The 16,695-nt window shown below is 72.6% G+C and carries 13 protein-coding genes and 1 pseudogene; 7 read left to right on the top strand and 7 right to left on the bottom strand.

Annotated elements, in window-relative coordinates; all coding sequences use genetic code 11:
- Nucleotides 1-88: 88 nt before the first annotated feature.
- The 3 genes from ACIBG6_RS34970 to ACIBG6_RS34980 all read right to left on the bottom strand — a co-directional run bounded on the left by ACIBG6_RS34970 (nucleotide 89) and on the right by ACIBG6_RS34980 (nucleotide 3,353).
- Nucleotides 89-1,096 carry a hypothetical protein gene (locus ACIBG6_RS34970; protein ID WP_399226747.1) on the bottom strand — a complete coding sequence of 336 codons (1,008 nt, stop codon included), beginning with the start codon at nucleotides 1,094-1,096 and terminating at the stop codon, nucleotides 89-91.
- A 62-nt stretch (nucleotides 1,097-1,158) separates the two neighbouring features.
- Nucleotides 1,159-2,202, bottom strand: a complete 1,044-nt coding sequence (locus ACIBG6_RS34975; RefSeq protein ID WP_399226748.1) for a zinc-binding dehydrogenase — start codon at nucleotides 2,200-2,202, stop codon at nucleotides 1,159-1,161.
- Nucleotides 2,199-3,353, bottom strand: a complete 1,155-nt coding sequence (locus ACIBG6_RS34980; RefSeq protein WP_399226749.1) for a mandelate racemase/muconate lactonizing enzyme family protein — start codon at nucleotides 3,351-3,353, stop codon at nucleotides 2,199-2,201. The genes ACIBG6_RS34975 and ACIBG6_RS34980 overlap by 4 nt, the downstream gene beginning before the upstream one ends.
- Before the next feature lie 161 nt (nucleotides 3,354-3,514).
- Here ACIBG6_RS34980 and ACIBG6_RS34985 point away from each other — a divergent pair, with 161 nt between their 5' ends.
- Nucleotides 3,515-4,300, top strand: a complete 786-nt coding sequence (locus ACIBG6_RS34985; protein WP_399226750.1) for an IclR family transcriptional regulator — start codon at nucleotides 3,515-3,517, stop codon at nucleotides 4,298-4,300.
- A gap of 55 nt (nucleotides 4,301-4,355) precedes the next feature.
- Here the strand turns inward: ACIBG6_RS34985 and ACIBG6_RS34990 are convergent, their stop codons facing one another.
- Nucleotides 4,356-5,633 (bottom strand): ROK family protein, encoded by a 1,278-nt coding sequence (locus ACIBG6_RS34990; RefSeq protein WP_399226751.1) that lies wholly within the window; start codon nucleotides 5,631-5,633, stop codon nucleotides 4,356-4,358.
- A 129-nt stretch (nucleotides 5,634-5,762) separates the two neighbouring features.
- Between ACIBG6_RS34990 and ACIBG6_RS34995 the strand changes: the two genes are divergently transcribed.
- The 5 genes from ACIBG6_RS34995 (at nucleotide 5,763) to dgoD (ending at nucleotide 10,474) form a co-directional block, all read left to right on the top strand.
- Nucleotides 5,763-6,668, top strand: a complete 906-nt coding sequence (locus ACIBG6_RS34995) for an SMP-30/gluconolactonase/LRE family protein (RefSeq protein WP_399226752.1) — start codon at nucleotides 5,763-5,765, stop codon at nucleotides 6,666-6,668.
- A 215-nt stretch (nucleotides 6,669-6,883) separates the two neighbouring features.
- Nucleotides 6,884-7,558: a bifunctional 4-hydroxy-2-oxoglutarate aldolase/2-dehydro-3-deoxy-phosphogluconate aldolase gene (locus ACIBG6_RS35000; protein WP_399226753.1), complete on the top strand. Its 675-nt coding sequence runs from the start codon at nucleotides 6,884-6,886 to the stop codon at nucleotides 7,556-7,558.
- Complete coding sequence (locus ACIBG6_RS35005; RefSeq protein WP_399226754.1) at nucleotides 7,555-8,517, top strand: sugar kinase; 963 nt, start codon at nucleotides 7,555-7,557, stop codon at nucleotides 8,515-8,517. The genes ACIBG6_RS35000 and ACIBG6_RS35005 overlap by 4 nt, the downstream gene beginning before the upstream one ends.
- A 62-nt stretch (nucleotides 8,518-8,579) precedes the next feature.
- Nucleotides 8,580-9,332, top strand: a complete 753-nt coding sequence (locus ACIBG6_RS35010) for an SDR family NAD(P)-dependent oxidoreductase (RefSeq protein ID WP_399226755.1) — start codon at nucleotides 8,580-8,582, stop codon at nucleotides 9,330-9,332.
- Nucleotides 9,329-10,474 (top strand): galactonate dehydratase, encoded by a 1,146-nt coding sequence (gene dgoD / locus ACIBG6_RS35015; protein ID WP_399226756.1) that lies wholly within the window; start codon nucleotides 9,329-9,331, stop codon nucleotides 10,472-10,474. Before ACIBG6_RS35010 ends, dgoD begins: the two co-directional genes overlap by 4 nt.
- Nucleotides 10,475-10,533: 59 nt before the next feature.
- Here the strand turns inward: dgoD and ACIBG6_RS35020 are convergent, their stop codons facing one another.
- Nucleotides 10,534-12,138 carry a glycosyl hydrolase 53 family protein gene (locus tag ACIBG6_RS35020; protein ID WP_399226757.1) on the bottom strand — a complete coding sequence of 535 codons (1,605 nt, stop codon included), beginning with the start codon at nucleotides 12,136-12,138 and terminating at the stop codon, nucleotides 10,534-10,536.
- A 212-nt stretch (nucleotides 12,139-12,350) separates the two neighbouring features.
- Nucleotides 12,351-14,372, bottom strand: coding sequence for a beta-galactosidase (locus tag ACIBG6_RS35025; RefSeq protein ID WP_399226758.1), 2,022 nt, complete (start codon nucleotides 14,370-14,372; stop codon nucleotides 12,351-12,353).
- Between the two features lie 207 nt (nucleotides 14,373-14,579).
- Here ACIBG6_RS35025 and ACIBG6_RS35030 point away from each other — a divergent pair, with 207 nt between their 5' ends.
- A complete protein-coding gene (locus ACIBG6_RS35030; RefSeq protein ID WP_399226759.1) occupies nucleotides 14,580-15,899 on the top strand; it encodes an ABC transporter substrate-binding protein in 1,320 nt (439 codons plus the stop codon).
- A 50-nt stretch (nucleotides 15,900-15,949) separates the two neighbouring features.
- Here the strand turns inward: ACIBG6_RS35030 and ACIBG6_RS35035 are convergent.
- Nucleotides 15,950-16,692 (bottom strand): annotated as a pseudogene (locus tag ACIBG6_RS35035) (RNA-guided endonuclease TnpB family protein).
- Nucleotides 16,693-16,695: the final 3 nt, after the last annotated feature.

The raw sequence follows: 16,695 nt of genomic DNA on the forward strand, positions 1-16,695 counted from the left end.
AAACGCTTCGACGGAGACCGCCGAGTGATCGCTTCGGCGACCCAGCGAGACCGTAACGTGACCGTGCTGACGTGTCCATAGCGAAGGGTCAGGAAGATCGAAGCGCTTCGACAGCAGGCGGGCGCGAGTGGGCCTCGTCGGTGACCGGGAAGCGTCGGAGCTCGCCCGGATGCCGGGAGCCGAGCGGGGACATCCCGTCGTCCGCCCCCAGGCGGGCGAGCAGGTCGAGGACGAGCCGTCCGCGCCGGACCCGCTCGCGGGCGGTGGCGAGGGCCTGGTCCCGCAGGTGCGCGCCGTAGGGGTAGATCCCGGCCGCCCGGCTCAGCCCGAACTTCAGATACAGCGGCGCGCCCCGCCGGATCAACTCAGCGGCCTCGTACATCCGGACGTAACCGCCGAGGTCGTCCGGGGCCTCGACGTACAGGTCCATCGGCGCCCTGCTGACCCGCCGGATCTCCGTGAGGTGCGCGAGGGTCAGGTCGGAGGGCACGTTGAGCGAGTCGGCGCCGAGCCGCTCGTGGACGGCGAAGGCCGCGGGGTTGACCGGGCCGATCAGCGCGGACACCTTGAAGGTGGTGTCGCTCGGCAACACCCCCGCGGTACGCAGCCGGTGCAGGGTCCACAGGACGCCCTCGTCGGCGACGAGCAGACACCGCACGCCCAAGTCGGCGGCCCGCAGGGCGTCTTCGACACATCCGGCGAGCGCGTCGTGACCCCGGGCGCGGAGCCCGGCCCCGCCGGAGTCGGTCCGGGTGGCCGCCCCGGTGTCCCAGGTGCCGCGCGGACCGGTGAACAGACAGAGCTCGACGGAGCGTTCGGCGCAGGCGTCGACCATCTCCGAGATCTCGGCGTCGGTGAGCATCCAGACGCCGCTGCCCTGGCTGACCCGGTGTACGGGGACGTCGAGCCGCGCGCTCTCGGCGAGCACGACGGCGAGCGCCTCGGGCCCCTCGACGGAGGGGAGTTCGGTGCGCCAGAGACCGCCGTCGGGAAACACGTGCGGGGAGGCGTCGGCGAGGTCGCCCGCCGGTACGGGGTGGCCGATGCGGCGGAGCGCGTCGCCGCCGGGACGTCGGGGTGCCGGGCGCGTGGTCATCGGGATCCTCTGTTCGGGAGGTCGGACGAGATGCGGAGCAGACGAGGGGCGGTACGGGGTGATCAGGGACGCAGGAGGACCTTGCCGGTCCCGGGCGCGCTGCCGCCCACCAGGGCGAGCGCCTCGCCGAACCGCTCCAGCGGGAACGTGTGGGTGACGAGCGGTGCCGGGTCGAGCAGCCCGGCCGAGAAGGCGCGTACCGCGTCCGCCCAGGCGGCGGAGGAGGCGCCGAAGACGGAGCGGATTTCCAGCTGGCTCACCGAGAGATGGACCGGGTCGATGCCAGTGGCTCCCGCCGCGAACATGCCGGTCAGCACCACCCGTCCGCCCCGCCGTGCGAGGAGGCAGGAGGAGGCGGCCGTCGTGGGCGCTCCGGCGGTCTCCACGACCAGGTCGTAGCGCCCGGAGACCTCGTCCGCCTCCGTCGGGGAGAGCGTCCGGTCGGCGCCGAAGGCGAGGGCCCGCGCGGCCCGTTCCGTACGGGGGTCGACGACGGCGAGCTCGGCGGGGGAGGAGGCGGCGAGCCACTGGACGGCGAGCAGGCCGAGCGTGCCGGCGCCGACGACGGCGATCCGCTCGCCCGGGCGCGGCCGCCCGGCCCGTACCGCCGCCGCGACGACGGCGGCGGGTTCGAGGAGCGCAGCGGCCCGCAGGTCCACGCCGCGGGGGAGCGGGTGCACCAGCCGTGCGGGGATCACCAGGTGGTCGGCGAAGGCGCCCGGCTCGGTGAAGCCGGTCTCCGCGTACCCGGCCGTGCAGAGGCTGGTCTCCCCGTACCGGCACCGCTCGCACGTGCCGCAGGACCGGAACCCCTCGGCGACGCACGGCCGGCCCACGAGCGCGGGGTCGACCCCGGCACCGACGGCCTCCACGGTGCCGGACCACTCGTGCCCGGGGACCACCGGATAGCGGACGTAACCCGGGGCGCGGTGGCCGTCATACAGTTCGCGGTCGCTCAGGCAGATCCCGGCGGCGGCGATCCGTATCCGGACCTCGCCCGGTCCCGGCTCGGGCACCTCCCGTTCGACGAGACGGTGTTCGCCGGGTGCGTCGACGACGATCGCGCGGCTGCGACGGGCCGGTCCGTGTGCCGGTCGGCCGCTCATCGGGGCCGCCTCTTCTCCCAGCCCTCGGCCCACAGGTCGAACCGGGCGCGCTGCTGCGGGAATTCGGCCGCCGCGTCCACGTCCAGCTCGACACCGAGGCCCGGCGCGTGCGAGACGGCGAAGCACCCGGTCTCCGGATCGACCTCCGGCGCCCCGCGCACCACCTTCGTGATCTCGGCGTCCGCGAAGTCGTTGAAGTGCTCCAGGACCTTGAAGTTCGGCGTGCAGGCGGCGAGTTGGAGGGAGGCGGCGGTGAGGACCGAACCTCCGACGTTGTGCGGGGCGACGAGCACGTAGTGGGTCTCGGCGGTGGCGGCGAGCTTCCGGGCCTCCAGGATGCCGCCGATGTGCCCGACGTCCGGCTGGATGATGTCGACGGCCTGTGACTCGAACAGCTCCCGGAACTCGATCCGGTCGTGGATCCGTTCCCCGGTCGCGATCGGCAGGTCGACCTTGTCGGCCACCTTCCGCAGGGCCTTGAGGTTCTCCGGCGGCACCGGCTCCTCCAGCCACGCGGGCCGGAACGGGGCCAGATCACGGGCGAGGCGGACCGCCGTCGCGGGGGAGAAGCGGCCGTGCATCTCCACCATCAGTTCGGTGTCCGGCCCGATGGCGTCCCGTACGGCCTCGATGAGCGCGACCGCGTCCCGCGACCGCTCGGCGTCCAGCTCGAACCGGCCGTTGCCGAACGGGTCGATCTTCAGCGCCCGGTAGCCACGGGCCACGACCGTACGGGCCGCCGCGTGATAGGCCTCGGGGGTGCGCTCGGTGGTGTACCAGCCGTTCGCGTACGCCGGGACCCGGTCGGTCACCTGTCCGCCGAGCAGCTGCCACACGGGCACGCCGAGGGCCTTGCCCTTGATGTCCCAGCAGGCCAACTCCACGACGGCGATGCCCGACATCACGATCTCGCCGGCCCGTCCGAAGTCGCCGTACTTCATGCGGCGTACGAGATCCTCGACAGCGAACGGGTCGGAGCCGGCGATGTGGTTCGCCTCGGCCTCGCGGAGATAGCCGATCAGGGCATCGGTGTGCCCGAGCATCCGGGTCTCGCCGACACCGGTCAGGCCCTCGTCGGTGTGGACCAGGACGTAGGTCAGATCGCGCCAGGGCGTTCCGACGACATGTGTGGTGATTCCCGTGATGCGCACGGTGGTTGCTCCCCGGGGGCGCTGGCGTGATGTTCGAGATATCGAATACTGTTCGGTGGATCGGCGAGACCGTAGGCAGCGGCCCGTCGACGTGTCAATGGGAGCGCGTCCACGCGGACGCTGCCCGGGATCTCGATCGAGCAGAGGGTGGGGTGGGTCTCGTGGGACGACTCGTTCCGGCGGTGACCAGGGCATTCGACATACTGGAGCTGTTCCTCCAGGGCGACGGGACGCTGTCCGCGCCCGAGATCACCCGCAGGCTCCAGCTGCCGCGCACGACCACGCACGAGCTGGTCGCCACCCTGACCGCCCGCAACTACCTCGTCCAGGTGCCGGAGCAGCCCGGCCGCTACCGGCTCGGCGTCCGCACGTACCAGCTCGGCAGCCGGTACGCGGAGCAGCTCGACCTCGCGGCCGAAGGCCACCAGGTCGCCCGCGAGGTGGCCGACACCTGCGGCGAGACCGTCCACGTCGCCCTCCTGGAGGACATGGACGTCATCTACATCGCCAAGGTCGACTCGACGCACGCCGTGCGGATGGTCTCCGCGACCGGCCGCCGCCTTCCCGCCCACTGCACCGCCGTCGGCAAGATGCTCCTCGCCTCCCTCCCCGCCGACGAGCTCGAAGCGCGCCTCGAAGAGCGGCTCGAAGAAGGGCCGTTGGAGTCCATGACGCCGAGCAGCCTCAGCGACCCGGACGTGCTGCGGTCCGCGCTCGCCGAGATCCGGATCCTCGGCGTCGCCGTCGAACTCCAGGAGTCCAACCCCGACGTCAGCTGTGTCGCCGCGCCCGTACGGGACCGGACCGGCCGGGTCGTCGCGGCGCTGTCCGTCTCGGTGCCGGTCCACCGCTGGAGCGAGGACCGGGAGAACGAACTCACCGCCCTCGCCGCGAAGGGCGCCGACGAGCTCTCGGCACGGCTCGGCCACCGGGGCGTGCGCCACTGAGGGCCGATGTCCGTCATGTGAGGGCCGGTGGGCGTCACGTGAGGGCCGGTGTCCGTCAGGCCTCCGCATCGGCGGATCCGGTGCGCCGGCCGCCCCGGCGTTCCCGGGGCTGACGCGTCCGGCTGACCGGCCCGAAGACCTCTCGGTCGTTGAGGAAGCCCTCCAGCGCGAAGGTCGCGGCCCCCCGCGTCACCGCGTTGTGCGCGACCGCGCTGCGCCGCAGGGTCGCGGCCCGGTGCGGCAGCGGCAGGGCGTGCCGCGTCACCGCCTCGTACGTGGCGGTCAGGAGACGCTCCCCGAGCAGGTCGACGACCTGATTGCCGAGGACGAGCACCCGGGGGTTGAAGAGGTTGACGAGATTGGCGACGGCCGCGCCCAGGTAGCGCCCTGTCCTGTCGATGACGGCGGCGGCCGTCGGGTCCTGCTCCGCCGCCGCGCGCGCCAGGGCCGCGACCGTGGCGGCGTCGTCCGCGCCCGTCGCCCGCTCGTCGCCCGGCGCCAGCTCGCGCCAGGTCCGCGCGATCCCCCGGGTGCTCACGTACGCCTCCACGCAGCCCCGGTTGCCGCAGGTGCACAGGCGGCCGTCGAGCGCGAGGCAGGTGTGGCCCCACTCGCCCGCGCTGTTGGTGAAGCCCCGGTACAGCTGCCCGTCGATCGCGATCCCGGCGCCGACACCGGCCCGCAGTGTGAGCACCACCAGGTCGTCGACCTCGCGCCCGGCGCCGAACCACAGCTCGGCGACCGTACTGGCCCGCAGCGGGTTGTCGAGCCACAGGGGCAGCCCGAGGCGCTCGTCGAGCAGGGCGCGCAGGGGCACCTCGTGCCACGACCAGTACGGGGAGAAGGACGAGACGCCGCCCTCGCGCTCCACCATGCCCGGCACGCTGACCCCGGCCCCGAGCACCCGCTCGCGGGGCACTCCGGAGACGCTCAGCAGCTCCTCCACGCAGCCGGCGAGGACGTCGACGACGTCGGAGGGGCGGACGTCACCCGGCGGGAGCGGGCGCTCGACGGAGTGCCGGACCTCCAGAGCCAGGTCGAAGAGCTCGGCGTGCACCGAGGTCTCGGCGATGTCGACGCCGATCAGCGCGCCCCGCTCGGCGTTCACGGCGAGGCGCGCCCGGGGGCGGCCGCCGCTGGAGTCCTCGTGGCCCGCCTCGACGAGTACCCCGGCCTCCAGGAGTTCGGCGGTGAGGTTGGCGACGGTGGCGAAGGAGAGCCCGGTCGCCGTCGCGATGTCCTGACGGCTCATCGCACCCGGGCCCGCGTAGACGCGCCGCAGGACCTCGAAGCGGTTGAGCCGTCGGATGTCCTGCGACGTCCGCTTGATCATCTGTGCTGTCCTCCGATCGGCCACGCTGTCCCGAGGATGTTATTCGAAGGGTTGGAAGAAGCGGTGGAGGGGTTATTTACAACCGTTAGACGAAGCCCTAGTTTTTGAGGAGCCAACCGAGGAGGACAGATGCTGCACCTCAGGGCCGTGCCCTGCTCCCCCCTGCCCGGACGCCTGACGGAAGGTCCCCTCTGGGACGATCGACGCCAGGAGATGCTCTGGGTGGACATCCCCGAAGGGCTCGTGCGCCGAGCCGCGCTCACCGACGGAACCGAAGGCCCGGACCTGGCACCCGTCGCCGCCCTCCGCTTCGACCGACCCGTCGGCGCCGTCGCCCTCTGCGCCTCCGGAGGCCTCCTCGCCGCCGCGGGCACCTCCCTCCTCCGCCTGGACGAGGGCCGCACGGTCGCCGAGGCCGTCGAACTCGCCGCGCCCGCCCTCCCCGACGACGGCCTGCCGCGCCGCATGAACGACGCCGCCGTCGACCCCGCGGGCCGGCTCCTCGCCGGAACCATGGCGTACGACGAGAGCCCCGGCGCGGGCGCCCTCTACCGCCTCGACGGCGACGGACTCGTCACCCTGCTCGACTCCGTCACCATCTCCAACGGCCTCGGCTGGAGCCCCGACGGCAGCCGCCTCTACTACGCCGACAGCCCCACCGGCCGCGTCGACGTCTTCGCCTACGACCCGGAGAGCGGCGGCCTGAGCGACCGGCGCCCCTTCGCCGTCCTCGACCGGGGCGTCCCCGACGGACTCACCGTCGACAGCGCGGGACGCGTCTGGGTCGCGGTCTGGGGAGGCGGCGAAGTCCTCGCCTTCACGGCCGACGGCACCCTCCACGCGCGCGTGGAGGTGCCCGCCTCGCACGTGACGAGCTGCGCCTTCGCCGGCCCGGCCCTCGACGTCCTCGTCATCACCACGGCCACCGAGGGCCTCGACGAGGAGCGCCTGCGCGCCGAGCCCGACGCCGGCCGCCTCTTCGCCTGCCGCCCCGGCGCCACGGGCCTGCCCACGAACCGGTACGCCGACCGCTGACGGCGCGCGCCGACTTCGCACGACCTCCGCGGCCCCCGAACGCCGACTCCGTACGCCGCCCACCGACTCCGTATGCCGCCCGCTGACGCCGGACGGCGCCGTCCACACGCCGGCCGTTGACCGGCATACGCCGACGCCGACTCCGCACGACCTCCGCCGACGCCCGTCTGCCGCCCCGGCCGCACGCGCTCCGACCCACAAGGAAGCACCGCGCCATGCCCACCCCGCACGAGACAGCCGCCCCGCCCGCCCCCGGCGCAGCCCACGAAGGGCTGCGCGCCGCGCTCGACGCCGCCCCCGTCATCGCGATCCTCCGCTCCACCTCCGCCACCCGCTTCGCCGAGGTCACCGACACACTCCGGGCGTCCGGCGTCCGGGCCGCCGAGTTCACCCTCACCACGCCCGGAGTCCTCGACGCACTGCGCGAGTACGCCGCCGACGCCCCGCCCGGACTCGCGCTCGGCGCGGGCACGGTGACCACGCCCGCCGAGGCCCAGGCCGCCGTGAAGGCCGGAGCCACCTACCTCATCACCCCGACCACCTCCACCGAGGTCATCGCCGAAGCCGTCCGGCTGGACGTCCCGGTGCTCCCCGGCGCGTACACCCCCACCGAGATCCTCACCGCCTGGCGGGCCGGCGCCACCATGGTGAAGCTCTTCCCCGCCGCGACCGGCGGACCGGAGTACCTCCGCGCCGTACGCGCCCCGCTGCCCGACATCCCCCTCGTGCCGACCGGCGGCATCGGCGCCGCCGACGCCCCCGCCTACCTCGCCGCCGGCGCCGCCGCCCTCGGCGTCGGCGGCCCCCTCGTCGGGGACGCCTGCGAGGGCGGCTCCCTGGCGGCCCTCGCCGAGCGCGCGACCGCCTTCCTCGACGGGATACGCCGATGACACCACCGGGGCCCGAACTCGTCACCCTCGGCGAGGCGATGGCGGTCGCCGCCGCCACCTCGCCCGGGCCGCTCGCCACGGGAGCGCCCCTGCGCCTCGGCTGGGCGGGCGCCGAGGCGACCGTCGCCATCGGCGTCAGCCGCCTCGGCCACAGCGCCGCCTGGACCGGCCGCGTCGGGGAGGACGCGGCGGGCGCGATGGTCCTCGCCGGACTCCGTGCCGAGGGCGTCGACATCTCCGGCGCCCGTACGGACCCGGCGGCACCCACCGGCCTGATGCTCCGCGAACGGCGCACCGCCGACCGGCTCCGCGTCACCTACTACCGCGCCGGACTCGCCGGCTCCCGGCTCACCCCCGAGGACCTGGACGAAGCTCGGATCTCCGGCGCCCGGATCCTCCATGTCACCGGCATCACCCCGGCGTTGAGCCCCACCGCCCGCGCCGCCGTCGAGCACGCCGTCGCGCTCGCCCGCGCCGCCGGCGTCACCGTCTCCTTCGACGTCAACCACCGCGAACGCCTCTGGAGCCGCACCGAGGCCGCCGAGGCCCTCGCCCGCTTCCTCCCGTACACCGACATCGTCTTCGCCGGACCCGAGGAGGCCTCCCTCTTCGTGCCCGAGGTCCCCGAGGACGAGCCGGAGCGGACGGCCCGCGCCCTCACCCGCCTCGGCCCCGCGCAGGCCGTCCTCAAGCTCGGCGCCGCCGGGGCGCTCGCGGTCGTCGACGACCAGCTCCACGTCCAGCCCGCCGTACCCGTCACGGCCGTCGACCCCGTCGGCGCGGGCGACGCCTTCGTCTCCGGCTACCTCGCCGCCGTCCTCGACGACGCCCCGGCCGCGGAACGCCTCCGGCTCGCCGCGCTCTGCGGAGCCTTCGCCGTCTCCGTCCCCGGCGACTGGGAGGGCCTTCCGCGCCGCGCCGAACTCGGCCTGCTCGCCGCGCAGGACATCAGCCGCTGAGTGCCCCCGAGTCCCGAGCCGTCCCCCGTCCCCGTACCGCCCCAGCACAGGAACCCACCACTATGAACCGTTTCTCCGGACGGACCGCCGTCGTCACCGGCGCGGCCTCGGGCATCGGCGCCGCGAGCGCCGCCCGACTCGCCGCCGAGGGCGCCGCGGTCCTCGTCTCCGACATCGCCGACGAGGCGGGCGAAGCCGTCGCCGCGGCGATCCGCGCCGCCGGCGGCCGAGCCGCCTACGTACGCTGCGACGTCTCCTCCGAGGAGGACTGGACGGCGCTGCGCGAGGAGGCCCACGCCCGCTTCGGGCCGGTGGGCATCCTCCACAGCAACGCCTTCACCCACACCACGGCCGCCGCCCACGAACTCCCCGTCGCCGTCTGGGACCGGGAGATGGCGGTCAACCTCCGGGCCCTCTACCTCGCCACCCGCACCTTCCTCGACGACCTGCGCGCCGAGGGCGGCAGCCTCATCGCCACCTCCAGCGTCCACGCCGACTTCGGCCTGCCCGGCTACCCCGCCTACGCCGCCGCGAAGGGCGGAATGTGCGCCCTGGTACGCCAGTTCGCCGTCGAGTACGGACCGGACGTGCGGTTCAACTCCGTCCTGCCCGGGCCGATCCTCACCGACGTGTGGAACGACGTCGACGAGGAAGGACGGCGGATCTCCGCCGACGCCACCGCGCTCGCCCGGCTCGGCCGACCCGAGGAGGTGGCGTCCGCCGTCGCCTTCCTCGCCTCCGCCGACGCCTCCTACATCACCGGAACGAACCTGGTCGTCGACGGCGGCTGGACCGTGAAGAAGGACTCCAAGTGAAGATCACCTCCCTGCGTACGTACCTCGTCGCCCCGCGCTGGTGCTTCCTGCGCGCCGAGACCGACGAGGGCATCACGGGCTGGGGCGAGCCCGTCGTCGAGGGCCGCGCGCACACCGTCGCCGCCGCCGTCGAGGAGCTCTCCGACTACCTGATCGGCCAGGACCCGATGAAGATCGAGGACCACTGGCAGGTCCTCACCAAGGGCGGCTTCTACCGCGGCGGCCCGGTCCTCTCCAGCGCCGTCGCCGGCATCGACCAGGCCCTCTGGGACATCACGGGCAAGGCCCTCGGTGTTCCCGTGTGGCAGCTCCTCGGCGGCAACGTCCGCGACCGCGCCCGGGTCTACAGCTGGATCGGCGGCGACCGGCCCGACGAGGTCGCCTCGGAGGCGCTGGCGCGGAAGAACGAGGGCTTCACGGCCATCAAGATGAACGCCTCGGCGCAGCTGCGGCTCATCGACACCCCGGCGGCCGTCCACGGCATCGTCGACCGGGTCGCCTCCATCCGCGAGGCCGTCGGCGACGACTTCGACATCGCGATCGACTTCCACGGCCGCCTCACCGCGCCGATGGCCCGCCGGGTCCTGCCGCTCCTGGAGCCGTACCTGCCCTTCTTCGTGGAGGAGCCGGTCGTCCCGGAGATGAGCGACCACATCGGCGACATCGTGCGGTCCACCTCCATCCCCATCGCGACGGGCGAACGCCTCTACTCCCGCTGGGACTTCAAGAAGGTCCTCGACCAGGGCATCGCGGTCGCGCAGCCCGACCTCTCGCACGCGGGCGGCATCTCGGAGGTGCGCAGGATCGCCGCGATGGCGGAGGCGTACGACGTCTCCCTCGCCCCGCACTGCCCGCTGGGGCCGATCGCGCTCGCCTCCTGTCTCCAGGTCGGCTTCGCCGCGCCGAACCTGCTGATCCAGGAGCAGAGCCTCGGCATCCACTACAACACCGGCTCCGACCTGCTCGACTACCTCGTGGACCCGACGGTCTTCCGGTACGAGGACGGGCACGTGGCCCTGCCGACCGGACCGGGGCTCGGCATCGAGGTCGACGAGAAGGCGGTCGAGCGGGCCGCCGAGGTCGGCCACCGCTGGCGCAACCCGGCGTGGCGCAGGGACGACGGCTCGCTCGCCGAGTGGTAGCCACAGTGTGAGGAAGGGGCGGGCTCGTGAACGAGCCCGCCCCTTCGTCGAGTTGTCCGTCAGCGGTGCGCGAACCAGCTCGCCGCCGGGAGCAGCTTGCTGTCGTAGTCGAACAGGGCCTGGTTCTCCCAGCCGTTGCCGGACGATTTGTCCGTCGGGTCCCAGCCGTTGCCGGTCACGGCGGTCCAGGCCGGCTCCCAGTAGACGACCCCGAGACCACGGCCGTTCGGCACGGCCTCGACGACGTTCATGACGTCCCGCAGCCAGGCCGACTGGCCGGCGCTGCTCGCCGGGTAACCGGAGACCAGCTCGCTCGACAGGTCGATGATGTTCTCGTGGCCGTCCTCGCTGTCGAGGCGGAACGGGTAGGCGGTCTCCGCGACCATGACCTTCTTGCCGTAACGGGCGGAGATGTCGTCGAGGTTGGTCTGGAGCGCGGAGAGAGCGCCGTGCCAGTAGCCGTAGAAGGAGAAGGCGATGACGTCGTAACTCACGCCCTGTGCGGTCGCGTTGTCGAACCACGTCCGGTAGAGGGCGTTGTCGCCGCCGTTGGCGAGGTGCAGCGCGATCTGCGTGCTCGACGACACCGCCTTGGCCGCCGATATACCGGCCTTGAGCAGCCCGCCGAGCTGCGACCAGTTGGACGTCGAACCCTCGGGCCAGAGCATGCCGGTGTTGATCTCGTTGCCGATCTGCACCATGTCGGCCGTGGTGCCCTGCGCCTTGAGGGCGTTGAGGACGTCGTACGTGTGGTTGTAGACGTCCGTGGTGAGCTGGGAGTACGAGTGGCCGGACCAGGCCGCGGGCTTGGTCTGGGCGCCCGGGTCGGCCCAGATGTCCGAGTAGTGGAAGTCGACGAGGAGCTTCATGCCCTGCGCCTTGATCTTCTGGGCGGTGGCGAGGACGCGCGCCTTGTTGTTGTAGCCGTCGGCCGGGTTCACCCACACCTTGAGGCGGCCGTAGTTCGCGCCCGCGTTCTTCAGGATCGCGACCGGGTCACCGGTGACGCCGGCGGCGTTGCGGTAGGTCCCGCCGAGATCCTCGCTCTTCTTGAGGGTCGACAGGTCGACGCCCTTGACGGCGAGTCCGGTCGTGCCGGAGGTGAAGGTCAGGTCGTCGACGTTGAGCCAGTTCCCGGCGCTCGCATCGGAGTTGACGCTGACGGTGCAGGCGCCTCCCGTGACCGTGACGGAGGTGACGAGCCGTATCCAGGCTCCGTTGGACGTCACCGGCAGGTCGGTGCGCTGCTCGGCGGAGCCGCAGTTGCGCAGGGCCAGGTAGGCGGCGTTCTGCCCGCCGCCGGAGCGGACCCACGCGCTGAGCGTGTACGTGCCGCCGGCGAGCCCGGAGAGGTACTGGTACGTCTCGACCTTGTACGCGGACGCCGACCAGTGGCTGAGGCGGTAGCTCCCGCCGTGGCCCCCGGCCTCGGTGAACGAGGCGGCGTTCTGGCCGGCGGCCGAGTAGGTGGACCAGCCGGTGGGCGTGGTGGTCCCGGTGGCATCGCTCTCGAACCCGGCGTTCGTGAGGGTGGCGGCCGCCTCGGCCTGCGGGGCGGTGGGCAGCGGAGCCAGGAGCAGGGCGCCCAGAGCCGCCGCGACGGCGGCTGCTCGCAGGCGGATACGGCCGCTCAGACGGAAACGGCTTCTGGTGGTGGGGTGCATCGTCGAGTCCCTTCGACGGTGGCCAATGTGAGGTGTGGTGCGGGTGGTTCCTTACGGGTGGTGCGGCTCACCCGGGGGCGGCGCAGCGGGCGCTGCCGCCCCCGGGGAGATCAGGGGGTCCGGCCCGGAGGCAGGGGGCCGGAGGGGGAGTGGTGCGGTGAGGCGCCAGGCGCCAGGCGCCGGAGCGGGAAGGTGCGGTCAGGCGTCAGGCGTCAGGCGTCCAGGCGGACGACCCCGACGGCCCCGGCCGGGACGGTGAACGTCCCGTCGACCGGCGTACCGCCGAGGAGTTCCGTCCCGGAGCCGTCGAGCGGCACCTCGGCGTCCTCGGCGGAGTGGTTGAGGGCGAACAGGTACTGCCCGCCGTCCCCGGCGCGGCGCACGACCTCCACGTCGTGCGGCAGCGCGGCGCGAGCCGCGACTCCGGCGTCCTCGCAGGCCACGGCCACGATCGCGTCGAGCGAGGCCGCGTCGAGCCGCGTGGAGACGTACCAGGCGGTGCCCCGGCCGAGCCGGTGCCGGGTGACCGCGGGACCGCCGGCGGCCGGCCCGTCGGCGTACGTCCAGACGGTCTCGGCGCCGCGCGGCCGAACGAACTCCGTCCACACGTCGCCGGTGAGCGAGGAGCCGTCCGGCCCGGCGATCCGTACGCGCTGCTCGTCGAGGAGCGGGGACCACTCCTCGACGGTCAGGCCGAGGACGTCCCGCAGGGCGCCCGGGTAGGTGCCGGGGTGCACGGCGTCGTGCTCGTCGACGATCCCGGAGAAGTACGAGACGACGAGCGTGCCGCCGTTCTCGACGTACTCGCGGAGGTTCTGCCCGGCGGCCTCGGTCATGAGGTAGAGCGCGGGCACGACGACCAGCGGGTAGGCGGACAGGTCGGCCTCGGGGTGCGCGAAGTCGACCGTGAGGTGCCGGTCGTACAGCGTCTCGTAGAAGCTGTCGGCGCGCTCGCGGGCGTCGTGGGCCGCGTTCGGCCGCCACTCCAGGTTCTGCGCCCACCAGGAGTGCCAGTCCCAGAGCATGGCGACGTCCGGGACGGTCCGGGTGCCGCGTACCTCCTCCAGGGCCTCCAGGCCGGCCCCCAGGGCGACGACCTCGCGCCACACCCGGGTGTCGGTGCCGCCGTGCGGGACCATCGCGGAGTGGAACTTCTCGGCGCCGCGCCGGGACTGGCGCCACTGGAAGAACATCGCGCCCTCGGAGCCGCGGGCGACGTGGGCGAGGGAGTTGCGGGCCATCTCGCCGGGGCGCTTGGCGGGGTTGCGGGCCTGCCAGTTCACGCCGGACGTGGAGTGTTCGAGGAGCAGCCAGGGCGCGCCGCCCGCCACGGAGCGGGTGAGGTCGGCGGCCATGGCGAGGTTGACGTGGGTGCGGCGCCCGTCGGTCATGAGGTAGTGGTCGTTGGTGACGAGGTCGACCTCACGGCCCCAGGCCCAGTAGTCGATCGAGTCGCACTGGCTGAGCGCGGTCATGAAGTTGGTGGTGACGGGGATGCCGGGCGCCAGCTCGTGCAGGATGTCCCGTTCCGCCCGGAAGTTCTCCCGGATGGTGGCGTCGGCGAAGCGCCGGTAGTCGAGCTGCTGGGCCGGGTTGCCGACGGTGGGGGTGACGCGGGGCGGGTCGATCTCCTCGTACGAGCCGTAGCGCTGCCCCCAGAAGGCGGTGCCCCAGGCTTCGTTCACGGCCTCCACCGAGCCGTGGGTCTCGTGGAGCCAGCGGCGGAAGTGGGCGGCGCAGTTGTCGCAGTAGCAGGCGCTGACGGGCACGCCGTACTCGTTGTGGACGTGCCAGAGGGCGAGCGCGGGGTGGCTGCCGTAGCGGCGGGCGAGTGCCGTGGCGATCCCGGTGGCGGCCGCCCGGTAGGCGGACGAACTGTGGCAGATCGCCCCGCGTGAACCGTACGAGTGGCGCACGCCCTCGGCGGTGACGGGCAGTGCCTCGGGGTGGGCGCGGTAGAACCAGGCGGGCGGTGCCACGGTGGGCGTACCCAGGTCGACGCGGACGCCGTGCGCGTGCAGCAGGTCGAGGAGCCGGTCGAGCCAGCCGAAGTCGTACCGGCCGCGCTCGGGTTCCAGCAGGGCCCAGGAGAAGATGCCGACGCTCACCATGGTGACACCGGCCTCCCGCATCAGCCGGACGTCCTCCTGCCAGACGCTTTCCGGCCATTGCTCGGGGTTGTAGTCCCCGCCGAACGCGAGCCGGTGCAGGCCCTTGGGAGTGGTCTGCGGCATGAGTCTCTCCTGAAATCTCGGACGATGGAAGCTGTGTTGGATTGGGAACGTGCACACACCCGATCTCGATGTGGCAACGCAACATAACCGCACACGAACAACCATTGACAAGTGTCCGGAACGTTTCTCTACTGTGAACGCTCACAGATGCATGGTCGGCCTCTCCGTCTGCGAGAGAGGCCCCTTTCGGTCAGGGAGAAGTACCCCATGCCCCACATCACGCGCCGCAGCCTCGCCGCCGCCACCGCCGTCCTCCTCGGCGCCACCGCACTCACCGCCTGCGGGTCAGCCGACGCCGGCTCCGGCGACGGGGCGGACGCCGCCTCCGGCCCCGTCTCGCTCACCTACTGGGCCTGGGCGCCCGGCATGGACAAGGTCGCCGCCCTCTGGAACGCCAAGCACCCCGACATCAAGGTCACCGTGCAGAAGCAGGCGTCCGGGGACGACCTCGTCACCAAGATCATCACCGCGGCGAAGGCGCACAAGGCCCCCGACCTGGTCCAGGCCGAGTACCAGGCCCTGCCGACGCTCGTCAGCAACGACGCCCTCGCCGACATCGCCCAGGAAGTCCAGGGCGTCAAGGACAAGTTCGCCCCCGGCATCTGGCAGCAGACCACCTTCGGCGGCGAGGCCGTCTACGCCCTGCCGCAGGACTCCGGGCCGCTGATGTTCTTCTACCGCGAGGACCTGTTCAAGCAGTACGGCCTGACCGTCCCCACCACCTGGGACGAGTTCGCCGAGACCGCACGCGCCGTCAGGAAGAAGGCCCCGAAGAAGGCCCTGACCACCTTCTCCGCCAACGACTCCGGCCTCTTCGCCGGCCTCTCCCAGCAGGCCGGCGCCAAGTGGTGGACCTTCGAGGGCGACACCTGGAAGGTCGGCATCGACGACGCCGCCACCAAGAAGGTCACCGACTTCTGGGGCGGCCTGGTCGCCGAGGGCGCCATCGACAACCAGCCCATGTACACCCCCGCCTGGAACAAGGCCCTCAACACCGGCGAGCAGCTCGCCTGGGTCAGCGCCGTCTGGGCCCCCGGCACCCTCACCACCGCCGCCCCCGACACCAAGGGCAAGTGGGCCATGGCCCCCCTCCCGCAGTGGAACGAGGGCGACAACTCCACCGGCAGCTGGGGCGGCTCCTCCACCGCCGTCACCACCGACTCGAAGCACAAGGCCGCCGCCGCCCAGTTCGCCACCTGGCTGAACACCGACCCGGAGGCCCTCGCCGCGCTCGTCAAGGAGAGCGGCATCTACCCCGCGGCCACCGCCGCCCAGACCAGCGGAGCCCTCGCCAAGGCCCCCGACTACTTCGCCAACCAGCCCGACTTCTACACCCGCGCCGCCGAGATAGCGAAGACCACCGCGCCGGCCGCCTGGGGCCCCAACGTGAACGTGGCCTACACCTCCTTCAAGGACCAGTTCGGCAAGGCCGCCAAGGCCAAGAGCGGCTTCCCCGAAGCCCTCACCGCGATGCAGGCCGCCACCGTCACGGACCTGGACAAGCAGGGCTTCGAGGTCGCCAATTGACTCCTTCCCCTCGTGAACGAGGGGAATTCCTGGCTCACTTTGCCTGCCACCTAGCAGGTGGCAGGTCTTACAAGATCGACACCAGCCGGGTTGAGACCAGCCCGGACGAGCATTACGCGGGCGGAGTTCTTGTCCCTGGGGGACACCGCTCCGCACGCGGTGCACGTGAAGGTTCTCTCGGAAAGGGGAAGTGCGTGCTTGGCTCTCGCTCCGCACCGTGCGCACTCCATGGTGGTGTGCGCGGGGTGGACCAGATGAACGGCCCGGCCGTGCTTTCGTGCCATTTCGACCAGCGCCGTCTTGGTCGCGGTGATGGCGGCATCGGCAGCCTTCCGCGCCATGGCGGACTTGGCGAGGAACTTCGGCCGGAAGTCCTCCACGGCGAGGGCATCATGGTCGCGGACGACGCGCTTGGCCCACTTACGGGCGGTGTCCTGCCGTTGCCGGGCGACCTTCTTGTGCGCCTTCGCAGTCGCCGTGCGAGCCTTGCGGTACCCCGCGGTGTCGGGACGGTTCTTCGGGGTGGCGCGCCGGGCCGTCATCCGCTGGTAGCGAAGGCCGTCGACCGGCGGGCGTCGGTCAGCAACTTGTCCAACTGCGCCGGACCGCAGGTTGTGTTAGCCCCCGCCGTCCGGTTGAGGGCGTGGACCTTGCGGGACATGGCCACACACTCGTTCCACACCCACCGACACCGCGCCCACTCACCCTCCAGAGCCGTACGCGCGGTGGACGACACCCGCAGCCGGTACGTGTACCGGGCGTGCCCGCCTCCGTCCACCCCCGCCGTCGTCATACA

Origin of the sequence: Streptomyces sp. NPDC050842 (assembly GCF_044456565.1) — a bacterium.
Taxonomy (GTDB): Bacteria; Actinomycetota; Actinomycetes; order Streptomycetales; family Streptomycetaceae; genus Streptomyces.